Genomic DNA, 22,839 nt, shown 5'->3' on the forward strand with positions numbered 1-22,839 from the left:
ACGCGTCTTTTCCTTTTGTTTGACAACAACGATTAATCGTCGTCGTACATCTCGTCTTTGCCAGCGGGGGCCACGGGGGCGTCCGACTGCATCTTCTTGTCTTGGATTTCTTGCGCGGTTCGCATCATTGTGCGTACACCGGCAATAAACCCCAGCATTGTAAATATGATCATCAACAAAGGCAGCGTTCCAAACAGAACATCCAATCCGTATCCGATCCCGAAACCAAGCAACAAACCTGTTACCAATTCCGTCACCATCCGCCAGCCTGCTTGCGCTTGGCTATAGTGGCTTTCTTCGCGCGGTGCGGGCTCTTTCCCTTTGCGCAGCGCATCAAGCCGACCATTTAAGGCATCCAATCGCTCTTTATCGGGGCCATCTGACATATGTCTGCCTCCTGATTCTGGCGTTGAATTGCCCATACCGGACAGTTGCGCGGAAAATAGAAATTAACCCTGCCAGAGTCAATCATTCTATTTTCACTTAACTGACTGAAATCAAACAAAAATCACAAACTGCGACATATGCGAACCTAACGTCATCACAAATTCGTTCACGCAATTGATTATTCAACCATTCGGTTGAAAGTAACTTTGCGTTCCAAGGGGTGACAGTTTGAATTCTTCGTTCTAGGTTATCCAAAACAACGCAGGCAATTCACATGGTCAAACCAAACGCAGCACAACAAGCATTTACGCAAAACCTCCCCTTGTGTCAGGCATTGGGGATGGAAGTCACGGATGTGGATGAAGGAACCGCAACATTGATCATGCCCTATTCCCCCGAATTGATTGGTGACCCGACCACAGGCGTTATTCACGGTGGTGCGGTTTCCGCATTGATGGACAGCGCCAGCGGATTGGCTGTTTATATGCACCCTGAAAACAAAGGGCACACCGCAACGATAGATCTGCGCATTGATTACATGCGCCCCGCAGCACCGAATAAATCCATCACCGCCCATGCAGAAGTGTACCACGCAACCCGCAGCGTCGCGTTTTTGCGCGCAACGGCATGGACAGATGATCGAAACCGCCCCATTGCACAGGCCACGGGTGCATTTGTATTCACCAAGAAAAAGAAAACATCATGATTGAAAAAATCGAACCCGTCCAAGATGTCAAACGCCGCCGCGATGCGGTACTCAGTAGCTTTGTCGATCGTGTGCCGTTTTTAAAATTCATGGGCATAACATTTGATCGCCGCGGCAATGAATTAACGGGCATTATGAATTTCGATCCCAAGCTGATTGGCAACCCCGTTGTTGAACGCCTACACGGTGGTGGCACCGCGTCATTTTTAGAAAGTGCCGCGATCATTACCTTGGCATGGAAAAACATTTGGGATGCTATGGAAGCGGGCGAAATTGATTTGGAAAATCTTGAGGGCGGCGCTTTGCCCCCCTTGCCCAAAACCATTGACCTGACAATTGATTATCTGCGTCCGGGGTTGCCCCGCGATGCCTACGCCCGCGCCACGGTAAACCGTTCGGGGCGGCGTTACGCATCCGTTCATGTCGAAGCATGGCAAGATCGACGTGAGGTATTATTCGCACAGGCGACGGGGCATTTTTTAATGCCCTATGAAATGCGACCATAAAGATAATCACGTGTAATCGGCAGGCTATTTAAATCCTTCGTTAATTGGAATTGAAACACCACTTGGCGATCATTGCGAAAACTTGCCTCTGACACGGCCAGATAATATCGCCACATCCGACAGAAATCCGTGTCATACATATTGGTGGCCGCATCTATGTTTGCCTCGAACCGTGCGCGCCAATGGCGGATTGTTTCGGCATAATGCAAACGCCATATCTCGATATCTGCGGTTAACATATTTTCGTTTTCAATTGCGGTTAATGCTTCGGACATGGCGGGGACGTATCCCCCTGGAAATATATATTTCAAAATCCACTTACTTGTCGCATTGGGTGGCCCAGCGCGCCCGATAGTGTGGATCAGCGCAACGCCATCGCTGACCAAGAGTTTGCGAATTTTTGCAAAATATTCGGGATAATGGGGTACACCCACATGTTCAAACATGCCCACCGAAACAATGCGATCAAATGGTTCATCCAAATCACGATAATCCATCAGACGAAATTCAACCTGCCCGTCCAGCCCCATATCCTTGGCCCGCTGGCAAGCAACGCGATGCTGTTCACGTGACAAGGTTACACCAACAACATTCACCCCATAATCACGCGCCAGCGTTAACGCCATCCCACCCCAACCACAGCCGATGTCCAACACCCGCTGTTCGGGCGATAACTCAAGCTTGGCTGCGATATGTGCTTTTTTCTGAACCTGCGCCAGTTCCAAACTATCGTCTGGTGTTTTGAAATAGCCACATGAATATTGCAGGTCTTCGTCCAGAAACAGGCGATACAGATCCTCTGATAAATCGTAATGATGTGCGACGTTTTCTTGCGCGCGCCCTAAAATATTGCGCTGTTCCAAGCGGCGCAAAGATTTACGTAAACCAACCAACGGGCGTTGCCACCAAATTGTGCTGTTGGCGAACCGCCCTGAATTGCGCGCAATATTGCGAATGGCAAGCGCGACAAAACCATAGAGATCATCATTTGCAATGGTCAGGCGCCCATCTGTATAAGCCTCGCCCACTGCCAAATCTGGATTTTGAATGATTTTTCGCGGCAATGCGGGATCATGAAATGTCAGCGTGACAACTTTGCCAGACCCATCTCCAAATGCGCATTTCTGCCCATCGGCCAGATGAACTTCCAACTGGCCATGCTGGATCATTTTGCCCAGCATTTGTTTGAATAAAGCAGTCCACATATCACACCCATTTGGGCGCGATGTTTAAATGCGCGCCTCTGCAAATCGCACCATGCGGCGCGATTGTTCATCCCACAAGTGTAGGTTTACACAAGACAGGCTTTCCCACAATGTCAGACGTTTCATTTCCGCCAAAACGGGATGATCCTTGATCACCTCGGACAGGCGATAAAACGGAATACGCGCATATAAATGATGCACATGGTGCACACCGATATTGCCTGTCATCCAACGCAGCGGTCCTGGCAAAACGTAATGTGAACTGCCGTAAAGGGCGGCGTCATGCACATCCCAATCTTCGGGCTGATCCCAATGGGTTTCTTCGAATTGATGCTGAACGTAAAACAGCCAAATTCCCATGGCAGCGGCGAAAAATGTGGACAAACAAAATACAAACGCAAATGCTTTGAACCCCATGAAATAAATCAAAATCGCGGAAATCACGACGATACCCGCATTGGTGCCCATGGCGCTGATCCAATATTTGATGCCATCTTTGAAATAACCAATCGGCAAACGGTTTTCGAAACCAAACACATAGATTGGTCCGATGAAAAACAACGTGATCGGGTGGCGATACAGGCGATACATTATTTTGCCCATTTTTGTACTGGCGCGATATTCTTCGACCGTCATCGTGTGAATATCACCCGTGCCGCGCTTTTCCAAATTACCCGATGCGCCGTGATGGATTGAATGGCTACGACGCCACACGTCATAGGGTGTGAGGGTAAACACCCCAATCACACGCCCGACCCAATCATTCGCCAGCTTGTTGGAAAACAACGATCCATGTCCGCAATCATGTTGCAACATGAACAAGCGCACCAAAAATCCGCCTGCCACCAAACACACACCTGCCGTCAACCAAAGGCTATAAAACGTAGTCCACCACGCCAAGACCCACAGACCAATAAACGGGGCGAAGGTTACGAAAACCTCAAAGATACTGCGGGCCATATTGGGCTGACGGTATTTTGCCAAAATACGCATCCAGTCTTTGGCAGACATATCGCCAGTTTCTGGCAATGCTGCCGATTCCATATCTTTCATTGAGACGCCCGTATTATTTTCGTTACGCCACGTCGTTAAACTATCACGGTCAAACTGCCTAGCGTTTAGTGCATCACACACGCGTTATGCGGCAAAAAACCTTTCTTTTGCCGTAATTTCAGTCATTTCAAAGGGGTTTGATCGTCATTGACGGTTTTGCCAGCTGCGCAATTGCGCATCGACCTTGTCCAAATATGCCTGTTTATCGTTATCCGATTGAAACGACGCCTTGAACGAATTTTTGGCCAAGGTCACGATTTCATCGCCCGTTAAACCCACCGCATCGGCCACTTGTTTGTAGTTTTCATTCACATAACCACCAAAATACGACGGGTCATCTGAATTCACGGTCGCCAACAAACCAGCATTCAGTGCTTTCTTTATTGGGTGCTCTTTCAGGTCTGTGATTCCCTTCAGCCGCAGATTGGACAGCGGACACATGGTTAATGGCATCTGTTCCGCCGCCATGCGTGCCACCAGCGCAGGTTTTTCAAATGCACGATTGCCGTGGTCCACACGCGACACTTTCAAATCATCAAGTGCGGTTTCAATATATGCGGCGGGGCCTTCTTCGCCGGCATGGGCCACGGCCTTGAATCCTTGTGCGCGTGCTTGTGCAAACACGCGGCTGAATAATTCGGGTGGGCGGCCTGCTTCGGAACTATCCAAACCCACCGCGTAAATATGTTCCTTGTGTTTGCATGCGCAATTCAGCGCACCAAATGCATCTTCTTCGTCCAGATGGCGCAGAAAACACATGATCAATTTCGACGTCATATCCATTTCACGCCCCGCCGTTTCCAGCGCCGATGAAATGCCACCCAACACAGTTTCAAACGCGACACCGCGTTCCATATGCGCCTGAGGGTCGAAAAAGATTTCGACATGGCGCACACCTTGGCCATGCACCTTTTCCAAATAAGCCATGGTCAAATCATAAAAATCGCGCTCATTAATCAGCACCGACATGCCTTGGTAATAAACATCCAGAAAATCTTGCAGACAATCAAATTCATATGCGGCCTGCACCTGTTCCACGGTTTGATACGGCAATTCCACGCCGTTGCGTTTTGCCAATGCCAGCATCATTTCAGGCTCTAACGTGCCTTCGATATGCAAATGTAATTCTGCCTTTGGCAATACGTCGATCAAGCTGTGAAGGTTCATATATCCGTTCCTTTTACCATGCCCAAGAATGCGCCCCTTTGGCGCGAAATTCAACCCAGTGGTTGACCTTATCTGGCCTAAACCGCTAGGGGAAATTATGTCACATACGCTTGATCATGTTTTTGCAGCCCTCGCCGATCCAACACGGCGCGAAATCCTTGTGATGTTGCTCGAGGATGACATGGCCGTCACTGATGTGGCCGAACCGTTTGAAATGTCGCTCGCAGCAATATCAAAACATTTGCAAATCCTCACCCGTGCTGGGTTAATCGCACAGGAAAAACGCGGCCGAGTGAAATGGTGCAAACTTGAACCGCTGGCGATGAAAGATGCCGCCATCTGGATGGAAAGCTTTGGTCAATTTGAAAATGTGAACCTCGAATATTTTGAAGCATTCTTGGAACAAACAATTAAACCCGATTAGGCTTGTTCAAATTGAAGCGATGAAATTAACGCCCTGCTAGCGATTGCACGTTACACCTGATGACAATTCACACACGGGGTTGCGGCATTTTAAGGTTTATTCACATGGGCATTGCGGCGCTAACCCTGTGCTGTGCATTGGTAAAACAGGGACAGGCACAATCGGCATGGAACCCCATTCAAATTCCGCTAACATCCGATGCGAACACCACGCCAACCAACACATCGGGACAACATTTGCAAAACTATTTTGATATGCCAGCACCCGATCCACGACAATATCGCCCACGCCCACTGAACGATGTGGAACTTAACTTTGCCCGAACCGCGTGGCAGTTTTTTGAAAAAAACACTGACCCTGACACGGGATTGGTGCCGTCGGTGCAAAATTTCCAATCCATGACCATGTGGGATCAGGGCGGGTATCTGCTTGCCATTGCATCGGCACACCGCTTGGGCGTTATTTCACGCACCGATGCTGAACAACGGATTTTCAAAGCGCTGAGCAGTATGGCAAAATTACAGTTGTTTCAATCAGCGCTTCCAAACAAGGCATATAATATTCAATCGCTCGCGATGACCGACTATGCCAACAAACCAACACCAAATGGCATTGGGTATTCCGCGCTTGATATCATGCGGTTGATGTCGGGCTTGTTGGTGGTAACGCAAAATTTCCCAGAATTTTTTCCCATGGCGCAAAATATCGTTGATCGTTGGGATTTGAAACGCCTGACCGCGAACGGGCGGTTTCAAGGCATGGCGATTTTGCATCGCAAACACAAACGCAATGTCCAAGAGGGGCGCATTTGTTACGAACAATACGCCGCCCATACGGGCATGTTACTCGGGCTTCCAGTACAAGAGGCGTTTCAGTTTGCACCGATTTTACGCTGGCAAAAATATTTCGATATTCAATTGCCTGCCGATGTACGCACCAAATCAACACATGGTGTTTCCGCGGTGACAACATCCGAACCGTTTTTGTTGGAGGTTTTGGAATACGGTTGGCGCCCAGAAACATTTGATGTGGCATGGGCGGTGTTTCGTGCCCAAATGTTTCGCCATAAAGAAACGGGGATTTTAACGTCGCTCAGCGAAGACCATATCAAGGGGCCACCCTATTTTGCATATAACACGATCCTCACAGACCACGAACCATTTGTAAGTGTTACCGCGCGGCGCAAGGATGTATCAGATAAACGCGGGTTATCAACAAAGGCCAGCTTTGCTTGGTGGGCGATTACCGATCATCCCTATACGGTGGAATTAGTGAATGCGGTGCAAGGTTTGCAAACATCAAACGGGTGGTATGCAGGATTGTTTGAATCCACCATGCAACCTAATGAAATTTTAACGCTGAATACCAACGCGGTGATATTAGAGGCCCTGCATTACAAAGCGTTCGGGCCTCTTTATCAGCGGCAATAAACGATTTATTCTACGCGGCGCATGGTGCGCGTGACTGGTTTACGCTTTGAATAATCGATACTGTTCAGATCAATCACCAACCCCGTTTCATCGGCGGTGAAAACGGTTTGCGACATCACAGAATATGAATGATACGGGAAACGTTCCTTGTCATGGCGCAGGGTTTGATACCACAAACCGTTTTGATGCCCCGTTTGCACCAGCACAGGCATATAATCATCACCAACCTTGAGCGATGTTTTACATTGCCCCAACTTCATATGACATTTACCGCTTTGCAACTGCACCAATACGGGATCACCAAACGAAAGCGCATCAACGGGCGTTGTTGGAACGGGCGTTTCTTCCTCCGCAAAAAATGCGTTGAATATTGGTTTTGGTTTGTCTTCGCTAACCAAATACAGGTTTGAATTTGTTTCGGCACGGCGCGGGTTATGCGCGTATGTGGTTGATGTCACACCTGGCATCAATCCCATCGTTTCTGGCATTGCGCGCTCTTTTGGCCCGAATATGCTACACCCAGTCAATGACACGGCACATAGCAGAGTAATTGTCGCAAAACGGTTCATTTTGCCCCCATTTTTTCTTGAGCCATAGCTCAAATTAATTGTGCGCGCTATAAATTTAGCGGCGTAACAACATAAATAACGCAACGATAGTTGCAAAAACGCCAATCAACACCCCAATATCGGGTGTAGATTTGGTGATATACAACTCCCACAATATTACCCAACTTGGGGTTAAATAAGTGTAAGCCATCACATTCGCGGATGGCAATTGCATAGATGCATATTGCAACAACATAAATGTCATCGCGCTCGCACACACCGCCAGATAAAATAGGCCTGCCCAAAAATAGCTGGGTAATGTCGTCCATTGTGTCGATGCCAAATCACGTGCACCGACGCTTGCCAAAATAACCATGGCCGCAACAATCATGCCAAATGTGAAAACGACCGTTGGTTCACCACGGTTCAATTTGCGCACCAATGGCGTATATGCGGCATGTGCAATACAGCCGACAAAAAACACCTGCTCCCCCCGCCCGATATCAAATTGAACCACAGCGCCAATATCCGCGTTAAAAATCACCCATAACGCGCCAATCCCGCCGATCAGCAACGAAAGCCACATCCAGCGCGTGGTGATTTGGCCCAGAAACAGATATCCAAACCCTGCACTCATGATCGGGGTTAATGTAAACACCGCTGACGCTGAAACGGGGGCTGCGGTTTTTAATCCTTCGAACATCAAACCGAAATAAATCGCAAACAATCCTCCCAACAGGATATAGCGCCAGGGTGCGCGCCAATGGATGCGCTTAAACCCAACCGTGAAATGCGCCAACGCACCAACCAAGACACCCGAAATCACAAACCGCACCGCCATCATCGCAGCGGGTTCCATAAGATGCGCAATCCGTGTGCCAAAGCTGAACGACCCCGCAACCAGAAATGAAAACAACAGCATCGCCAAATGGCCGCGCGCAAAAGGGGAAATTGTCATATTTGTGGAGTGCCCTAGAAAATCATTATTTCAACCGCATCGCGGTGTTTAATTCTTCGCCAGATTTGGTGCGGCGCCAGATTTTACTGTCTTGGACAATACCATATTTGTCGAGCGTGAAATATGTTTCCACTTCCAATTCGTCTTCGCCCGCCATTGGCCGAACCACCGTTTCGATGCGGTGCCAGATACCCCCAGTTTCAGACAAAACCGAAACCCGTCTTTCACGCTTGTTGCCCTTGATGCGGGTGAATTTGCATTCGCCCAATGTAGATGAACAATCATGGGGTTCATATCTGACCTTGGTGATCCCAGACACGTTCAGCCCCTGAAACCGTTCATCCAGCTCCACATTAAACGGCAGTTTGATCTTGCCGTCTTTTAAAAATTCCGTGGCTTGCATTTGCACCGCCATGTTTTGCAAATCTTGGGGATCAATATCATCGGGTGGCGCAACCAAGACAAAGCCGGCAATGCGATGCCCACCTTCGCGCGGGCTATATGTGAATTCATACAGGCCAGATTCCTCTGGTACGCTGGATTTATAATCATATGTCACATGGTATTTGTTTGGAACGCTTTGGCGCGTATCGAATTGTGCCGCCGTAATCCCCGGTTTCAACCCGCTTGACGTTAACTGTAATTTTCGCGGCTCTGGCACGGTACACCCAGCCAAAAATACCAATCCCAACCCAAGCCCAACAAACATTCGCGACATGAAATATCCAATCCTTTGCACGCATAGGCTACGCAAATCATCACAAAAGAGCCAGTGGAATTTCCATAATCACACGCGCTTTTGTTTCCGTTTGCGCAACAGTCATTTTCCCATGATTTGGTTTAACTCAAACGCAAACAATCATAACTCTGTCCTAACCTGAAAGGACAATACAATGACCAAAACAATTTTGAATATTAGCGCATCAAGCCGCACCGAAACATCCGTATCACGCCAAATGGCCGATCGCCTGATTGGCAAGATTTCCGCCAATGGTGACACAATCGTGCAACGCGATACAACAAACGGCCTATCAATCATCAGCGAAGATTGGGTCAACGCCAATTTCACACCCGCTGATGATCGCACAGATGACCAAAAACAAATCTTGGCGCTTTCCGATAAATTGGTTGGCGAATTGCAAGATGCCGATACCATCGTGATCAGCACACCGATTTATAACTTTGGCGTGCCTGCGGCCCTGAAAACATGGGTTGATCTGGTTGCACGCGCTGGCAAAACATTCCAATACACTGCAAACGGACCAGAAGGATTGCTCGCTGGTAAACGCGCCATCGTATTGGTCGCATCAGGCGGCGTGCCAATCGGTGCTCCTGTTGATCACGCAACACCCTATTTGAAAACATTCTTGGGCTTTATCGGCATCACAGATGTGCAAATCATCGGTGCTACAGGTTTGAACATGGATGCAGAAGGCGCAATAGCCGCTGCCAACGCTAAAATCGACGCTGCTGCCTAGCGTCGCATATCGGGCCCGCTTGCCCCCTTTCGCGGGCCTGATATATTCCAATCTGCGCCCTGCACTGCGCGACTTGACTCTGTGCAAATTCACCCCTAAACACCCCTCAAATTCAAAGAAGTGCCAATGCTTCTGGTCTTATGGGTCACTCCCAAAGATCGCCACCAGTCAGCGAGTATCGCCCACTGGTGCATTTTGCGTTTGGCGCTTGTGATGTTTAAACGGGGTGCGCCCCACGGCTGAAAGGGCCAGCGAGATGTTCGAGAATTTATCCGACCGCCTATCTGGCGTCTTTGATAAGCTAACAAAACAAGGCGCTTTGTCTGACGAGGATGTCTCCGTCGCCCTGCGCGAGGTTCGCGTTGCACTGCTCGAGGCCGACGTTTCACTGCCCGTTGCACGCGAATTTATTAAGGCCATCCAAGAAAAGGCCACTGGCCAATCGGTAACAAAATCCGTCACACCGGGCCAACAGGTTGTGAAAATTGTTCACGATGAATTGGTACATTTTCTGGCGGGTGACGATGCGAATGCGGGCGAATTAAAAATTGATTCCCCACCTGCACCGATCTTGATGGTTGGTTTACAGGGGTCTGGTAAAACCACGACCACCGCCAAATTGGCAAAACGCCTTAAAGAAAAGAACAAGAAAAAAGTTCTGATGGCGTCGCTTGACACCAACCGCCCCGCGGCGATGGAACAATTGGCGATTTTGGGTGGCCAAATCGGCGTTGATACCCTGCCAATTATCAAAGGCGAAAACGCGGTCACAATCGCTAAACGCGCAAAACAACAAGCAACCCTTGGCGGTTACGACGTTTATATGCTCGACACTGCAGGTCGCTTGCACATCGATGATGCCTTGATGAACGAGGTCCAATCCGTTCGCGACGTTGCAACACCGCGCGAAACATTGTTGGTGGTTGATGGCCTCACCGGCCAAGATGCGGTGAACGTCGCCAAAGAATTTGACGAAAAGGTCGGCGTTTCTGGCGTGGCCCTGACCCGTATGGATGGCGATGGTCGCGGCGGTGCGGCCTTGTCCATGCGCTATGTCACAGGCAAGCCCATTAAATTTGTCGGTCTTGGCGAAAAAATGGATGCGTTGGAAGAATTCCACCCGGAACGTATCGCTGGTCGCATTTTGGGCATGGGCGATATCGTATCGCTGGTGGAAAAGGCCCAAGAAACAATCGAGGCTGAACAAGCCGAACGCATGATGAAACGGTTCAAAAAGGGCCAATTCAACATGAACGATTTGAAAAGCCAGCTTGAACAAATGCAAAAAATGGGCGGCATGGAAGGCGTCATGGGCATGATGCCGGGCATGAAAAAAATGGCTGGCAAAATCGAAGACGCTGGCTTTGACGACAAAATGATCAAACGCCAAATCGCGTTGATCCAATCCATGACCAAAATGGAACGCGCCAATCCCCAAATCATGCAGGCCAGCCGCAAAAAACGCGTGGCCAAGGGTGCTGGCCAAGACGTATCCGATTTAAACCGTCTTTTGAAAATGCAGCGCCAAATGGGCGACATGATGAAAAAGATGGGTAAAATGGGCAAAGGTGGGATGATGAAACAGGCCATGAAAGGCATGTTTGGCAAAGGTCCCCAAGTGCCCGGTGGTATGCCCGATATGGGCGACATCGATGAAAAACAATTGCAAGAAGCAGCGAAAAAAATGGGTGGCGGCCTGCCTGGCTTGGGCGGCGGTCTACAACTGCCCCCTGGCCTGTCTGGATTTGGTAAGAAAAAATGAGCCACGTCATCGAAACCGAACGCCTGATTTTGCGTGCACCCGTGGCCAAAGACTGGGATCAATTCCAGCCATTTGCCATGTCTGAACGTGCTGTTGGTATTGGTGGCCCGCATGATCTGGGCAAAGCGTTTCGTACATTCGCCGCTGAAATCGGCCATTGGGAAATTCGTGGTTACGGAATGTTTGCCGTGACCGAGCGTGGCAATGGCACTGCACTTGGCCTGATCGGGCCATGGTATCCCGCCGATTGGCCAGAAGCCGAATTGGCATGGATGGTTTGGGGCCAATCAGAGGGCAAAGGCATCGCCTATGAGGCCGCCGCCGCAACTCGCGATTTTGCATTTGATGTATTGGGCTGGGATACGGCAGTTTCTTATGTTGGGCATGGCGTTGATCGTTCCGCCGCTTTGGCGCGTCGCTTGGGCGCTGAAATTGATACGCTTGCAGCCACACCAAATGGCAAACCGTGTCAGGTTTTCCGCCATCCAAACCCAAAACAGGTGGCCGCATGATGTCCGCCAGTTGCCATACGGATGTCCGACGCTTGTCCGACGCATGTCCGACAGCCGCCATTTGCGTTTACGGAGCTTTGTCATGACACCTGATCAAAAACGCGCCGCAGAAATTTTGGCAGGTCACCGCGAAAGCATCGACCGCCTTGATGCGATCCTGATTTACACATTGGGTGAACGTTTCAAACACACTCAGGCCGTGGGCCAGCTCAAGGCCGAACACGCCCTGCCCCCATCCGACCCCGCGCGCGAAGCGCAACAAATCGATCGTTTGACAGATCTGGCAAATCGCGCCGATCTCGACCCGAAATTCGCCAAGGAATTTTTAAATTTCATCATTAGCGAAGTAATACAACACCACAAGAAACACCAAGAATAACAGGGGCTTGCCCCGTTAATAGCTTTTAGGAGAAAACATCATGGCTATGAAAATCAGACTCGCCCGCGGCGGTTCAAAAAAACGTCCTTTCTATCGCGTTGTTGCAGCAGACAGCCGCATGCCACGCGATGGTCGTTACATCGAAAAATTGGGCACATATAACCCATTGTTGCCAAAAGACAGCGAAGAGCGCGTGCAATTGAACATGGAACGCGTGAAATATTGGTTGGGCGAAGGTGCACAACCATCAGACCGCGTACGTCGCTTCCTAGAGGCCGCTGGCGATCTACCAAAAACAGAACGCAACAACCCAAACAAAGCGAAACCAGGCAAAAAAGCCCAAGAACGCCTTGACGAAAAAGCAGCAGCAGCCGAAGCCGCAGCAGAGGCCGCAAAGGCACCTGCCGAAGCACCTGCTGAAGAAGCACCAGCCGAAGAAGCCGCTGCTGAATAAATTGTTCATTTCGGGGGAATGTCATGCGTGAATTTTCAGCGGCATTTCAAACCGAATTGATGGAATTGTTGAAGTGGCGCCGCGATGTGCGCCACTTCAAAACCGACCCTATCCCCCTTGATTTATTACAAAAATGTTTGAACGCATTTCAAACATCGCCTTCTGTTGGCCTGTCGGAACCGTGGCGCATTGTGCGCATCACATCACCCGAACGCCGCGCACAGGCCTTGGATAATTTCACCATCGCAAATGCCGATGCACTTCGTGGATACAGCGACGAGCGGGCGAAAACCTATGCTTCATTAAAGCTGTCAGGCATGCGTGATGCCCCCGAACAACTCGCTATATTTTGCGATGAATCCACGCTGAAGGGCGCGGGATTGGGAGCACAATCCATGCCCGAAATGCGCCGCTATTCTGTGGTTGCCGCGATCATGAATTTTTGGCTGGTCACACGGGCAAACGGATTGGGGCTTGGCTGGGTTTCGATTCTTGATCCAGAACAGTTGCGCCGCGATCTGGACGTGTCCAATGATTGGGCATTGGTCGCATATCTGTGCGTTGGCTGGCCTGAACATGAAACGCTGACACCCGAACTGGAAACTGTTGGCTGGGAAACACGTGCACCCGAAATCACACTGATTGAAAAATAAATCATCATTTCAATCACGCGCCAATCACAGTATGAAAAACCCAAATAGATTTAAAAGGCAATGACGACATGACCGCACAAGACCGTATTTGCATTGGCGCAATCCAAGGCGCGTTTGGCGTGAAAGGCGAAGTGCGCATCAAAAGCTTCTGCGCCGATCCCGCCGCAATTGGTGATTATGGTTTGCTCACGAACGAAGATGCCACGATGAGCTTTGATCTGCGCATCGTTGGTCAGATTAAAAACGGTTTTTCAGCACGCATCAAAGGTGTGCAATTCAAAGATCAGGCCGATGCGTTGAACGGCACCACATTATGGATCGCACGTGATGCATTGCCTAATTTGCCCGACGATGAATATTACCATTCTGATCTGATCGGGTTGGATGTGTTTGATACGGGCGGCGAAAAAATTGGACGCGTGATTGGTGTGCATGATCATGGTGCAGGCGATATTCTGGAAATCAGCACCCCCAAAACAAAATCGAATGTGGCACTTTTGCCATTCACAAAGGCGGCCGTGCCGACCATTGATTTAGCAACCAAACGCATCATCGCCGACCCACCCGAAGGCGTGTTTTGATTCATGGCCGATAAACCCAGCAAATCCCATGGCCGCCTTGCTGTGCGCCCAACGTTGAAACCGACCGAGCTGATGACAGACCGCCCCGATCTTGCGGGGGCCTGGAAAGTGAAAATCGTAACCTTGTTTCCCGAAACTTTCCCAGGTGTTCTGGGTAGCTCGCTCACCGGTAAGGCATTGCAAGATGGTTTGTGGCAATTGGAAACAATCGAATTGCGCGGCTTTGGCATTGGCAAACACAAAGATGTGGATGCCAAACCAGCGGGCGGTGGCGCGGGCTTGGTTTTAAAACCCGATGTTGTTGGCCCCGCAATGGAACAGGCGCGTCGGGGAACACCCCTTAATCCCAACGCTTGGCCCGTGATTTACATGTCACCGCGCGGCAAACCATTCACCCAAAAAATGGCGCAAAATTTCGCCAAAGCCGAAGGCATGACCGTGTTGTGCGGGCGGTTTGAGGGTGTCGATGAACGCGTGTTGGAAGAATACAATATCCAAGAAGTTTCCATCGGTGATTTTGTCCTCACTGGCGGTGAAATTGCCGCGCAGGCCATGATCGATGCAACCGTGCGTTTGTTGCCAAATGTGTTGGGCAACGCGGATTCCACGGTTGAAGAAAGCTTTTCCAACGGTTTGTTGGAACATCCACAATATACCAAGCCCACGGAATGGAAGGGCCGCAAAATCCCCGAAGTTCTGCAATCTGGCCATCACGGCAAGGTTGACGCATGGCGGCGCGAACAATCGGAAAAAATCACAAAAGAACGCCGCCCCGATTTATGGGCCGCACATTTGGACAAAGAGGATTAGCCGATGCAAATCCGAAGCCCTTGGCGCGCTGTTAGTGCGATGTTTATTCTAAACGGTGGGCTTTACGGCGTTTGGGCATCGCGCATTCCAACACTGGCAAATCTGCATGAATTGGGTGCATCCGCGCTGGGTTTATTATTGCTAGTAATGGCCGCGGGTGGACTGGTTTCGTTTTCCATCGCTGGGCGCGCTGCCGATCATTTTGGCGCAAAATATGCAAGCATTTATGGTGGTATCGGTTGCGTATTGGGCTTGATCGCCGTTGCAATCAGCCCAAATATTTTCACCCTTTCCATCGCTGTGTTTTTGTTTGGTGGCTTTTTAGGCGGCACAGATGTTGCCATGAATGCATGGGCCGCAGAGGTGGAACGCAGCGCAAAACGCCCGATGATGGCCAGTTTTCACGCGATGTTTAGCCTTGGTGCTGGCATCGGTGCCAGCAGCGGATTTTTCGCCGCCAAACATGCAATGCCCTTGGCCGCGCATTTTTCAATTGTTGGCATTGTATTAGGTACCACCACTTTGTGGTTTGCAATGATCGCGTGGCAACCAAGCAAGCGGCGATCAGAAAACAAACCAAGCATGATCGCATTCCCCAGAGGGGTTTTATTGATCGTGGCGCTGATCGCGTTTTGCTGTTCCATCGGCGAAGGTGGTGTCGCGGATTGGAGCGCCTATATTCTGGTGGAAATGACGAATGCAACCGAATCCTCCGCCGCATTGGGATACACCGCATTTTCAATCACCATGGTGATCGTGCGCCTGATGGCGGATCGTTTGGTGGTTCAAATCGGTGCGGTGAATGCCGCGCGTGCGGCGGGAATTTTCGCCATGGTCGGTGTGATTTTTGTGGTTATGCCAGGTGCATATATCCCCGCGCTCATTGGGTTTGCGCTTATGGGGGTTGGTTATGCGGTTGTGATCCCATTGGCGTTTTCACGCGCGGCAAATGAACCATCCATGAACCAAGGGGCAGCGATTGCCAGTGTGGCAACGCTTGGTTACGGCGGCATGTTGATCGGCCCACCTGTGATCGGTTTTTTAGCAGAGCTGACAAATATCCGCTTTAGTTTCGGAATTTTGGCGGTTTTGGCAGGTTTTATCGTCTATTTCGCGGGTTTCTTGGAACAACGCGAAACTTCGGCGTGAAACACTTGATTGATCCTGCGATTCACCATATAGAGCGCCCACTTGGTATGGAAGAATCGCATTCCTCCACATCATAGGCCACTGAAATTTGAGGGGTCGTTTGCATTTGGGCTTTCTTCTGCCCCGATAACAAATGAATTTGCGCATCGTGTACCCGATAATAACAATGGCCGAAAACACGAAACGTCGACCTGTATCTCTGGTGGGCTTACAGCAATGTAGGGACCCAAGCGAAGACCAAGAGCCCTGAGGACGGAAAATCACATCGCCATTCAGGCGGGCAAAAGGAAAACGTTATGAACTTGCTAGCACAGCTTGAAGCTGAACAAATCGCAAGCCTTGGCAAAGATATCCCTGACTTCAAAGCAGGTGATACCGTGCGCGTAGGCTACAAAGTGACCGAGGGCACGCGCTCTCGTGTTCAAAACTACGAAGGTGTATGCATCGCGCGTCAAGGCGGCGACACGATTGCGGCATCTTTCACAGTTCGCAAAATTTCATTTGGTGAAGGCGTGGAACGTGTGTTCCCACTGTATTCAACAAATATCGACAACATCGAAGTTGTTCGCCGTGGCCGTGTGCGTCGTGCGAAACTTTACTATCTTCGTGATCGTCGTGGTAAATCTGCGCGTATCGCAGAACAAACCAACTACAAGCCTAAGAAATAAGGACCTGTTGATATGAAAAACGATCTGCACCCAGATTACCACACAATCACAGTTAAGCTAACTGATGGTTCAACATACGAAACACGTTCAACATACGGCAAAGAAGGCGACGTTTTGGCGCTGGATATTGACCCGTCTGCGCACCCAGCATGGACTGGTGGCAACCAGAAATTGATGGATGCTGGCGGCCGTGTTTCCAAGTTTAAGAAAAAATACGACGGTTTGGGCTTCTAAGCTTACACCACATTATTTCGCGAAACGCCGTCCCGATTTGGGGCGGCGTTTTTCGTTTGAAGGATGCGTTTGTCTGTTGATCTCGTACCCGCCATAGCGCACATATGGCACAGAATTTTGACAGCGAGGGTTACATGTCACGCATTTTGGTGTTTGGGAATGAAAAGGGTGGTGCAGGTAAATCCACCATGGCCATGCATATCACATCCGCACTTTTACATTCGGGCGCCACGGTTGGGGTGATGGATTTGGACATGCGCCAAGTCAGCCTGAAACGGTTTTTTGAAAATCGCACTGTATTTTCAAAAACGCACGACGTGACACTCCCGATGGCGGAAATTGGCGATATTGCCGCACACGAAGATATCACCCGCCCAGGTTGGGAAAAGCCCGCATTCGAGGCCGTTTTGGATGATCTAAAATCACGATTTGATTACGTGATCATCGACTGTCCAGGCGCTTTAACACCACTAAGTGCATTGGCACATGCGGCGGCGGACACGTTGATTACGCCGCTGAACGACAGCTATATCGATTTTGATTTGTTGGCGCGTGTTGATCCCGAAACGAATGCGGTCAAAGGCCCATCGATTTATTCGGAAATGGTTTGGGACGCGCGTAAAAACCGAGCCCTCGCAGGGGGCAAGCCGGTAGACTGGATCGTGGCGCGCAACCGTTTGTCATCACTGAACATGCACAACAAACGCAAACTTGGCGATGCGCTGACCGATCTGTCAAAACGCATTGGTTTTCGGTTTGCCGCTGGTCTGTCGGATCGTGTGGTATTTCGCGAATTATTCACACAAGGCTTAACCCTGTTGGATCACAAACTGGTCAACAGCATCCCAAGCAAGATGTCAAACGTCGCCGCGCGCCAAGAAGTGCGCGACTTGGTTTTGGAATTGAAACTGCCTGATTTGGAACTGGCGTTTTAATCAACCACCCGACAGCACTGGCGTGCAACGTTCAGAGCGTGCGTTCAAACGTGCGCATGTTTTGCTAGCGCGATCTTTGCTGATGCCGACAAACTGTGCGCGGTATAAACGCTGACCTTTGATGATCGTGGGTTCTATTTTGCGCAATGCACCATCAAGTGATCGCAGATCAGCCAGTGCCGTGCGCAACAATACCTTTTCCGCCTGATAACGCGAACCATACGCACCCAACTGGACCGCCCAAGCCTTGCTGCCAGCGGTTGACGCGACGCGTTCCACCACAACGGGGCCGGATTCCACATAGACGGCGGGTTCGGGTTCATAAACATCGGGCTGCGTAATTGCCTTGACGATCATCGCCTCTTTTTCAACGATGGATGCGGCGGATGCGACTTGAATTTCATCAACTGGTGCCGGCTCAGACGCGGTATTTTCCTGTAGGGTTGCCAAATTCGCCGCGATAATCGCTGCTTCGATTTGCTGTTGTTCTTTGGCGCTTACGGGTGGTTCCAGTGATGCCAATTGCGTTGGTCGGCTGCGCGGTAACAAGCTGGTCTTTACCGCAACGCGGCTTGGGGCCTTTTTGATCAAATCGCTTGCGTCGCCAACTCTGATAACCTTGGGTTTAACCTTGGTGGTTTGCTTTGGTTCAGATTTCGCAACACGCGTTACCGCAGATGCACGACCAAATCCAAGATCCAACAGGTTCGCAACACGCGAATAACGATCAGCAGAGCTCTTGCCGCCAAAAACGGTTGCGATTACGCGCTTGCCATTTTGTTCAGCAGAAGCCACCAAATTAAACCCAGCAGCGGATGTATATCCCGTTTTGATACCATCGGCGCCGCGATAACCGTTCAACAAACGACGGTTGGTGTTGGCAACCTGTTTGATTCCCGCATCCGTGGTTTTACGTGAAAACAGGTTATAATATTCGGGATAATCGTCCATCAAACGCTGTCCAAGGATGGTCATGTCACGCGCCGTGGACATATGCCCCGACTGCGTCAAACCGTGCGCATTTTTAAACGTTGTACGTTTCATGCCCAATTTTTTCGCTTGGCGCGTCATGCGTTTGGCGAATGCGGCTTCGCTCCCTGATACGGCTTCGGCAAGTGCGGTTGCTGCGTCATTGGCAGATTTCACCGCCGTGCCGCGAATCAAATGGCGCACCATCATTGTCGATCCTGGGCGAAGACCCAATTTCGAAGGCGGCTTTGATGCTGCGTTTTTGGAAATCTTTACCTTGCTTGTTTCAGATATTTCGCCATTTCGAATGGCCCCAAAGACGACATAAAGCGTCATCATTTTGGTCAAGGATGCTGGGTGCAACCGTGTGTCGGCATTGCGCGAATGCAAGACCTTGCCCGACTTTGCATCAACCACCATCGCAGCATACGGCGCTGCCTGAGCAATTGCAGAAACAAAAACTAAAATAAATGCGAGCACTGCCCCGCGGAACGCCTGATGACGCATCGGTTTCTCCGACGACTATTATTTGACTGCCTCATGCCACCTCATTTTAACGGATGGCTATTATTGAGCACACGCTAACACGCTTATCTTTTTGAGAAAACCGTTTATTTTCAAAGGGCTTCATGGTGTCTTTCAGACAACACACCACAAGATAGCGTGTAAAGCACTCACTCGGCACACTACACATGGTATATTTTTAGAATATGGACACTATGTTTCGCTCGAAATCCGCTCAATTTAATTTGACGCGCTATCCCTTTGATCTTCGTAAATTTTGGATATATATTGGTGGCTGATCTTTCAAAAACAGTTGAAAACACATGATCCCAATTTTGGCACAGAATGGCGATGAACACCCAGATGACGATTTGGGTCTGGCGACCAAAACGCGCCCAAAAACCGCGAAACCACCAATGTACAAGGTGATGTTGTTGAACGACGACTATACCCCTATGGAATTTGTGGTCATGGTTTTGGAACGCTATTTTGGCATTTCCAGCACGCAAGCCTATGAATTGATGATGACAGTTCACAAAAAGGGATTGGCGGTTGTAGGTGTGTTTAGCTTTGAAATCGCAGAAACCAAAGTGATGCAAGTCATGGACGCCGCACGCAAGCACGAGCATCCATTACAGTGCACAATGGAAAAGGAATAGGGTTTATACCCTGCCCCGATATGTCTCAAAACTCTCGTCTTTCGATCGCATTTGATGCTGGCCACCTTGATTTGCCCGATGGTAATGTTGTGGTCCTGCGCGCCCACAGTGACCCCGTACTCAACCGATTTGATACCATCATGGCCGTGCAATCGTTCAAGCCTGAATATGACAGGTTGGAACAGATGGGCATATCTGTGAGCGCTGAAATACCCAGCGATGCTGATTCGGTCATCGTGGAGCTCGGCCGATCAAAGGGTGAAAATCTGGCGATGATTTCGCGCGCCCATCAAATGCTACCAGATGGTGGCGTGTTGATTGTTGACGGTTACAAAACTGACGGCATTGAAAGTATCCTTAAACTATTGCGTAAAATCGTTCCAATTAATGGCGTGTTTTCGAAATCACACGGCAAAACCATTTGGTTAACGAAATCTGGCCAAACGCCTGACGTCATGCGCAACTGGGCAAGCGCGATTGAACCGCGCAAAAATCGCGATGGCTTTTTCACCGCCGACGGAATGTTCAGTGCCGATCATATCGACCCAGCATCGCAATTATTGATTGCACAAATCACCAAGCCACTTGCGGGTATGGGTGCTGATTTGGGCGCGGGCTGGGGCTGGTTATCGCATCAAGCATTGAGCGAACATGAAAAGATCAAAACGATGGAATTGATTGAGGCGGAAAAAACAGCGATCGATTGCGCTAAACGTAATATCGACGATCCGCGCGCAATATTTGAATGGCAGGATGTGACTAAATTTTCTGGCAAGTCCCGGTTTGATTTTGTGTTGTGTAACCCACCATTCCACCAATCCCGTAAAGCAGATCCAGAATTGGGTCGCCAGTTCATTCGTAAGGCCGCTGAAATTTTAAACCCTAAGGGGACGTTATATTTGGTGGCCAATAAACAATTGGCGTATGAAACTGTGTTGGATGAAACATTCCAATCTTGGGAATACATGGCGCAAACGTCGCAATACAAAACAATTCGCGCTGACCGCCCGAAAGCGTCGCGACGATAGTGAAATTCACACGAGGAATATGAAATGTCATTTTCTATTGAAGGCAAAACAGCGATTGTAACAGGTGCCGCCAATGGCATCGGATTGGCCATCGCGCAATTGTTCGCCAAAGCAGGCGCCAAAGTAATGTTGGCGGATATGGACGAAGACAAGTTGACCGCAGAAACGGAAACGCTGGCGGCAAATTATACCAATGTACGTTATTTTGCGGGTGATTTACGTGCGAAATTGACCACTGCAAATCTGTTGTCCGCCACGGTCGATGCCTTTGATCGCGTTGATATTTTGGTCAATGCATCGCGCCAAGTTTTACCCTCAAATCCGCTGGAACCCAAAGAAGACAGCTTTGATGCGATGCTACAGCAAAACGTTTTGGCAAACCTGCGCCTGTCACAACTGATCGCAAAGCGGTTCATTCAACAAGCCGAGGACGAAGATAACATTTCCGAAGCCAGTATCGGTGCGATTGTGAACCTGACCTCTATTGCGGCGGACCGCACCCACCCCCAACTGTTGGGATATTCAGTCGCTTGTGCAGCGCTCAATCAAATGACGCGTTCACTCGCCGTGAGTTTTGCGCAAAACCGTATCCGTGTAAACGCGGTTGCGATTGGGTCTGTTCACAGTGCAAATTTAGAAACGGCGATGATCGAAGACCCTGATTTACGTGATGCAATCATCGCGGCCACCCCGATGCATCGGATTGCACAGCCAAGCGAAGCCGCCGAAGTCGCGCAGTTTCTGGCCAGCGATTCTGCAGGGTTCATGACCGGCCAGATTGTCACGGTCGATGGCGGGCGCACATTGATTGATCCCGTGCAAACTGCGCAACATTAAATTTGGCACAAAAAAACCCGCGCAAAACTGCACGGGTTTAAAGGCAATGGCGAAACGATTAACTCTCGTCTTCGTCTGCGTCGGGCAGATTAAACAAGCTATCCGCATCAATTTCTGGCTCTTTCTTTTCAGCAGGCGCATCGTCTGTCAGGCTGAATGTTTCCAAACCACTGATCGCGGCGGGAATTTTTGGTTCTGTTGACATATGTAGCGATTGTTCAGTGCTAACCAATTTTGCACGATCTTCATCAGACATTGTTGTGCCGTCTTTTGCAGCCTTTTTCGCTGCTTTTTGCACGGCTGAATCCAATTCCGTTTGCTTACACAGGCCCAGCGCAACAGGATCGATTGGCACGATATTTGCGATGTTCCAATGCGTGCGTTCACGCAGCGCCTGAATTGTTGGTTTGGTTGTACCAACCAATTTTGAAATTTGGCCGTCGGACAATTCGGGGTGGAATTTTACCAACCACAAAATACCCGCTGGGCGATCTTGGCGTTTTGACAACGGTGTATAACGCGGGCCACGGCGTTTTTCTTCGCCTTCGGCGGCGGCATTGAATTTCAATTTCAACTTGTGGCTTGGTGATTTTTCACCCGCCTTAATTTCTTCGTCGGTCAGTTGGTTATTTGCAATCGGGTCGAATCCCTTGATGCCAATCCCCACTTCGCCATCAGCGATGCCGTTCACCTCTAGCTCATGCAAACCGCAGAAATCTGCGATCTGTTTGAATGTCAGTGTTGTGTTATCAACCAGCCAAACGGCGGTTGCCTTTGCCATAATCGGTAGTGCCATTTTGCAGTCCTTTCGAATACATCTCTCCCGTGCCGAGAATCGGGTAC

General features: G+C 49.8%; 28 protein-coding genes. 19 read left to right on the top strand and 9 right to left on the bottom strand.

Going from position 1 to position 22,839, the window contains the following annotated elements; genetic code table 11:
* Positions 1-32 precede the first annotated feature (32 nt).
* Positions 33-386 carry an AtpZ/AtpI family protein gene (locus IE094_RS12245; RefSeq protein WP_189640991.1) on the bottom strand — a complete coding sequence of 118 codons (354 nt, stop codon included), beginning with the start codon at positions 384-386 and terminating at the stop codon, positions 33-35.
* 275 nt (positions 387-661) lie between these two features.
* Between IE094_RS12245 and IE094_RS12250 the strand changes: the two genes are divergently transcribed.
* Together IE094_RS12250 and IE094_RS12255 are read left to right on the top strand one after the other, a co-directional pair.
* Complete coding sequence (locus IE094_RS12250) at positions 662-1,093, top strand: PaaI family thioesterase (RefSeq protein ID WP_189640992.1); 432 nt, start codon at positions 662-664, stop codon at positions 1,091-1,093.
* Entirely contained in the window at positions 1,090-1,599 is a 510-nt protein-coding gene (locus tag IE094_RS12255; RefSeq protein ID WP_189640993.1) for a PaaI family thioesterase, read from the top strand. The genes IE094_RS12250 and IE094_RS12255 overlap by 4 nt, the downstream gene beginning before the upstream one ends.
* Here the strand turns inward: IE094_RS12255 and IE094_RS12260 are convergent.
* The 3 genes from IE094_RS12260 to IE094_RS12270 form a co-directional block, all read right to left on the bottom strand.
* The gene (locus IE094_RS12260; protein WP_189640994.1) at positions 1,581-2,804 is read right to left on the bottom strand and encodes an SAM-dependent methyltransferase; all 1,224 of its coding nucleotides are present in this window, start codon (positions 2,802-2,804) and stop codon (positions 1,581-1,583) included. The two genes, IE094_RS12255 and IE094_RS12260, sit on opposite strands and share 19 nt — an antisense overlap.
* A 24-nt stretch (positions 2,805-2,828) precedes the next feature.
* Positions 2,829-3,857, bottom strand: a complete 1,029-nt coding sequence (locus IE094_RS12265; protein ID WP_189640995.1) for a fatty acid desaturase — start codon at positions 3,855-3,857, stop codon at positions 2,829-2,831.
* Positions 3,858-4,001: 144 nt separating this feature from the next.
* Positions 4,002-5,024: an adenosine deaminase gene (locus tag IE094_RS12270; protein ID WP_189640996.1), complete on the bottom strand. Its 1,023-nt coding sequence runs from the start codon at positions 5,022-5,024 to the stop codon at positions 4,002-4,004.
* Between the two features lie 97 nt (positions 5,025-5,121).
* Here IE094_RS12270 and IE094_RS12275 point away from each other — a divergent pair, with 97 nt between their 5' ends.
* Both IE094_RS12275 and IE094_RS12280 read left to right on the top strand, forming a co-directional pair.
* Positions 5,122-5,448: an ArsR/SmtB family transcription factor gene (locus tag IE094_RS12275; RefSeq protein WP_189640997.1), complete on the top strand. Its 327-nt coding sequence runs from the start codon at positions 5,122-5,124 to the stop codon at positions 5,446-5,448.
* Between the two features lie 59 nt (positions 5,449-5,507).
* A complete protein-coding gene (locus IE094_RS12280; protein WP_229802310.1) occupies positions 5,508-6,878 on the top strand; it encodes a DUF3131 domain-containing protein in 1,371 nt (456 codons plus the stop codon).
* 5 nt (positions 6,879-6,883) lie between these two features.
* Here the strand turns inward: IE094_RS12280 and IE094_RS12285 are convergent, their stop codons facing one another.
* From IE094_RS12285 to IE094_RS12295, 3 genes are all read right to left on the bottom strand, one after another.
* Positions 6,884-7,366: a hypothetical protein gene (locus IE094_RS12285; protein WP_189640999.1), complete on the bottom strand. Its 483-nt coding sequence runs from the start codon at positions 7,364-7,366 to the stop codon at positions 6,884-6,886.
* A gap of 136 nt (positions 7,367-7,502) precedes the next feature.
* Positions 7,503-8,384, bottom strand: a complete 882-nt coding sequence (locus IE094_RS12290) for a DMT family transporter (RefSeq protein ID WP_189641000.1) — start codon at positions 8,382-8,384, stop codon at positions 7,503-7,505.
* A 25-nt stretch (positions 8,385-8,409) separates the two neighbouring features.
* A complete protein-coding gene (locus tag IE094_RS12295; RefSeq protein WP_189641001.1) occupies positions 8,410-9,102 on the bottom strand; it encodes a hypothetical protein in 693 nt (230 codons plus the stop codon).
* Positions 9,103-9,277: 175 nt separating this feature from the next.
* Between IE094_RS12295 and IE094_RS12300 the strand changes: the two genes are divergently transcribed.
* The 12 genes from IE094_RS12300 (at position 9,278) to IE094_RS12355 (ending at position 17,999) form a co-directional block, all read left to right on the top strand.
* Positions 9,278-9,862: an FMN-dependent NADH-azoreductase gene (locus IE094_RS12300; protein ID WP_189641002.1), complete on the top strand. Its 585-nt coding sequence runs from the start codon at positions 9,278-9,280 to the stop codon at positions 9,860-9,862.
* 256 nt (positions 9,863-10,118) lie between these two features.
* Positions 10,119-11,624, top strand: coding sequence for a signal recognition particle protein (ffh, locus tag IE094_RS12305; RefSeq protein ID WP_189641003.1), 1,506 nt, complete (start codon positions 10,119-10,121; stop codon positions 11,622-11,624).
* Complete coding sequence (locus IE094_RS12310; RefSeq protein WP_189641004.1) at positions 11,621-12,136, top strand: GNAT family N-acetyltransferase; 516 nt, start codon at positions 11,621-11,623, stop codon at positions 12,134-12,136. Before ffh ends, IE094_RS12310 begins: the two co-directional genes overlap by 4 nt.
* Before the next feature lie 82 nt (positions 12,137-12,218).
* Positions 12,219-12,515: a chorismate mutase gene (locus IE094_RS12315; RefSeq protein WP_189641005.1), complete on the top strand. Its 297-nt coding sequence runs from the start codon at positions 12,219-12,221 to the stop codon at positions 12,513-12,515.
* A gap of 40 nt (positions 12,516-12,555) precedes the next feature.
* Positions 12,556-12,969 carry a 30S ribosomal protein S16 gene (gene rpsP / locus IE094_RS12320; protein ID WP_189641006.1) on the top strand — a complete coding sequence of 138 codons (414 nt, stop codon included), beginning with the start codon at positions 12,556-12,558 and terminating at the stop codon, positions 12,967-12,969.
* A 23-nt stretch (positions 12,970-12,992) separates the two neighbouring features.
* Positions 12,993-13,622, top strand: a complete 630-nt coding sequence (bluB, locus tag IE094_RS12325) for a 5,6-dimethylbenzimidazole synthase (RefSeq protein WP_189641007.1) — start codon at positions 12,993-12,995, stop codon at positions 13,620-13,622.
* A 68-nt stretch (positions 13,623-13,690) separates the two neighbouring features.
* Positions 13,691-14,203, top strand: coding sequence for a ribosome maturation factor RimM (rimM, locus tag IE094_RS12330; protein ID WP_189641008.1), 513 nt, complete (start codon positions 13,691-13,693; stop codon positions 14,201-14,203).
* Positions 14,204-14,206: 3 nt separating this feature from the next.
* On the top strand, positions 14,207-15,013 hold the full coding sequence (gene trmD, locus IE094_RS12335) for a tRNA (guanosine(37)-N1)-methyltransferase TrmD (RefSeq protein WP_189641009.1): 807 nt from the start codon (positions 14,207-14,209) through the stop codon (positions 15,011-15,013).
* A 3-nt stretch (positions 15,014-15,016) separates the two neighbouring features.
* Positions 15,017-16,162: an MFS transporter gene (locus IE094_RS12340; RefSeq protein WP_229802312.1), complete on the top strand. Its 1,146-nt coding sequence runs from the start codon at positions 15,017-15,019 to the stop codon at positions 16,160-16,162.
* Positions 16,163-16,458: 296 nt separating this feature from the next.
* Positions 16,459-16,830, top strand: coding sequence for a 50S ribosomal protein L19 (gene rplS / locus IE094_RS12345; protein WP_189641010.1), 372 nt, complete (start codon positions 16,459-16,461; stop codon positions 16,828-16,830).
* Between the two features lie 12 nt (positions 16,831-16,842).
* Complete coding sequence (gene rpmE, locus IE094_RS12350; protein ID WP_099591863.1) at positions 16,843-17,064, top strand: 50S ribosomal protein L31; 222 nt, start codon at positions 16,843-16,845, stop codon at positions 17,062-17,064.
* Positions 17,065-17,198: 134 nt separating this feature from the next.
* Complete coding sequence (locus tag IE094_RS12355; protein ID WP_189641056.1) at positions 17,199-17,999, top strand: division plane positioning ATPase MipZ; 801 nt, start codon at positions 17,199-17,201, stop codon at positions 17,997-17,999.
* Here IE094_RS12355 and IE094_RS12360 read toward each other — a convergent pair whose 3' ends face one another.
* Positions 18,000-19,475: a serine hydrolase gene (locus tag IE094_RS12360; RefSeq protein WP_189641011.1), complete on the bottom strand. Its 1,476-nt coding sequence runs from the start codon at positions 19,473-19,475 to the stop codon at positions 18,000-18,002.
* A 320-nt stretch (positions 19,476-19,795) separates the two neighbouring features.
* Here IE094_RS12360 and clpS point away from each other — a divergent pair, with 320 nt between their 5' ends.
* The 3 genes from clpS to IE094_RS12375 are packed head-to-tail and all read left to right on the top strand — an operon-like array spanning position 19,796 to position 21,996.
* Positions 19,796-20,131: an ATP-dependent Clp protease adapter ClpS gene (gene clpS, locus IE094_RS12365; RefSeq protein ID WP_189641012.1), complete on the top strand. Its 336-nt coding sequence runs from the start codon at positions 19,796-19,798 to the stop codon at positions 20,129-20,131.
* A gap of 20 nt (positions 20,132-20,151) precedes the next feature.
* Entirely contained in the window at positions 20,152-21,159 is a 1,008-nt protein-coding gene (locus tag IE094_RS12370) for a class I SAM-dependent methyltransferase (RefSeq protein WP_189641013.1), read from the top strand.
* 24 nt (positions 21,160-21,183) lie between these two features.
* Positions 21,184-21,996, top strand: a complete 813-nt coding sequence (locus tag IE094_RS12375) for an SDR family NAD(P)-dependent oxidoreductase (protein ID WP_189641014.1) — start codon at positions 21,184-21,186, stop codon at positions 21,994-21,996.
* A gap of 58 nt (positions 21,997-22,054) precedes the next feature.
* Here the strand turns inward: IE094_RS12375 and IE094_RS12380 are convergent, their stop codons facing one another.
* Positions 22,055-22,792 carry a DUF1013 domain-containing protein gene (locus IE094_RS12380; RefSeq protein WP_189641015.1) on the bottom strand — a complete coding sequence of 246 codons (738 nt, stop codon included), beginning with the start codon at positions 22,790-22,792 and terminating at the stop codon, positions 22,055-22,057.
* Between the last annotated feature and the right edge of the window lie 47 nt (positions 22,793-22,839).

The organism is Paramylibacter ulvae (assembly GCF_014652655.1).
Classification (GTDB): domain Bacteria; phylum Pseudomonadota; class Alphaproteobacteria; order Rhodobacterales; family Rhodobacteraceae; genus Amylibacter; species Amylibacter ulvae.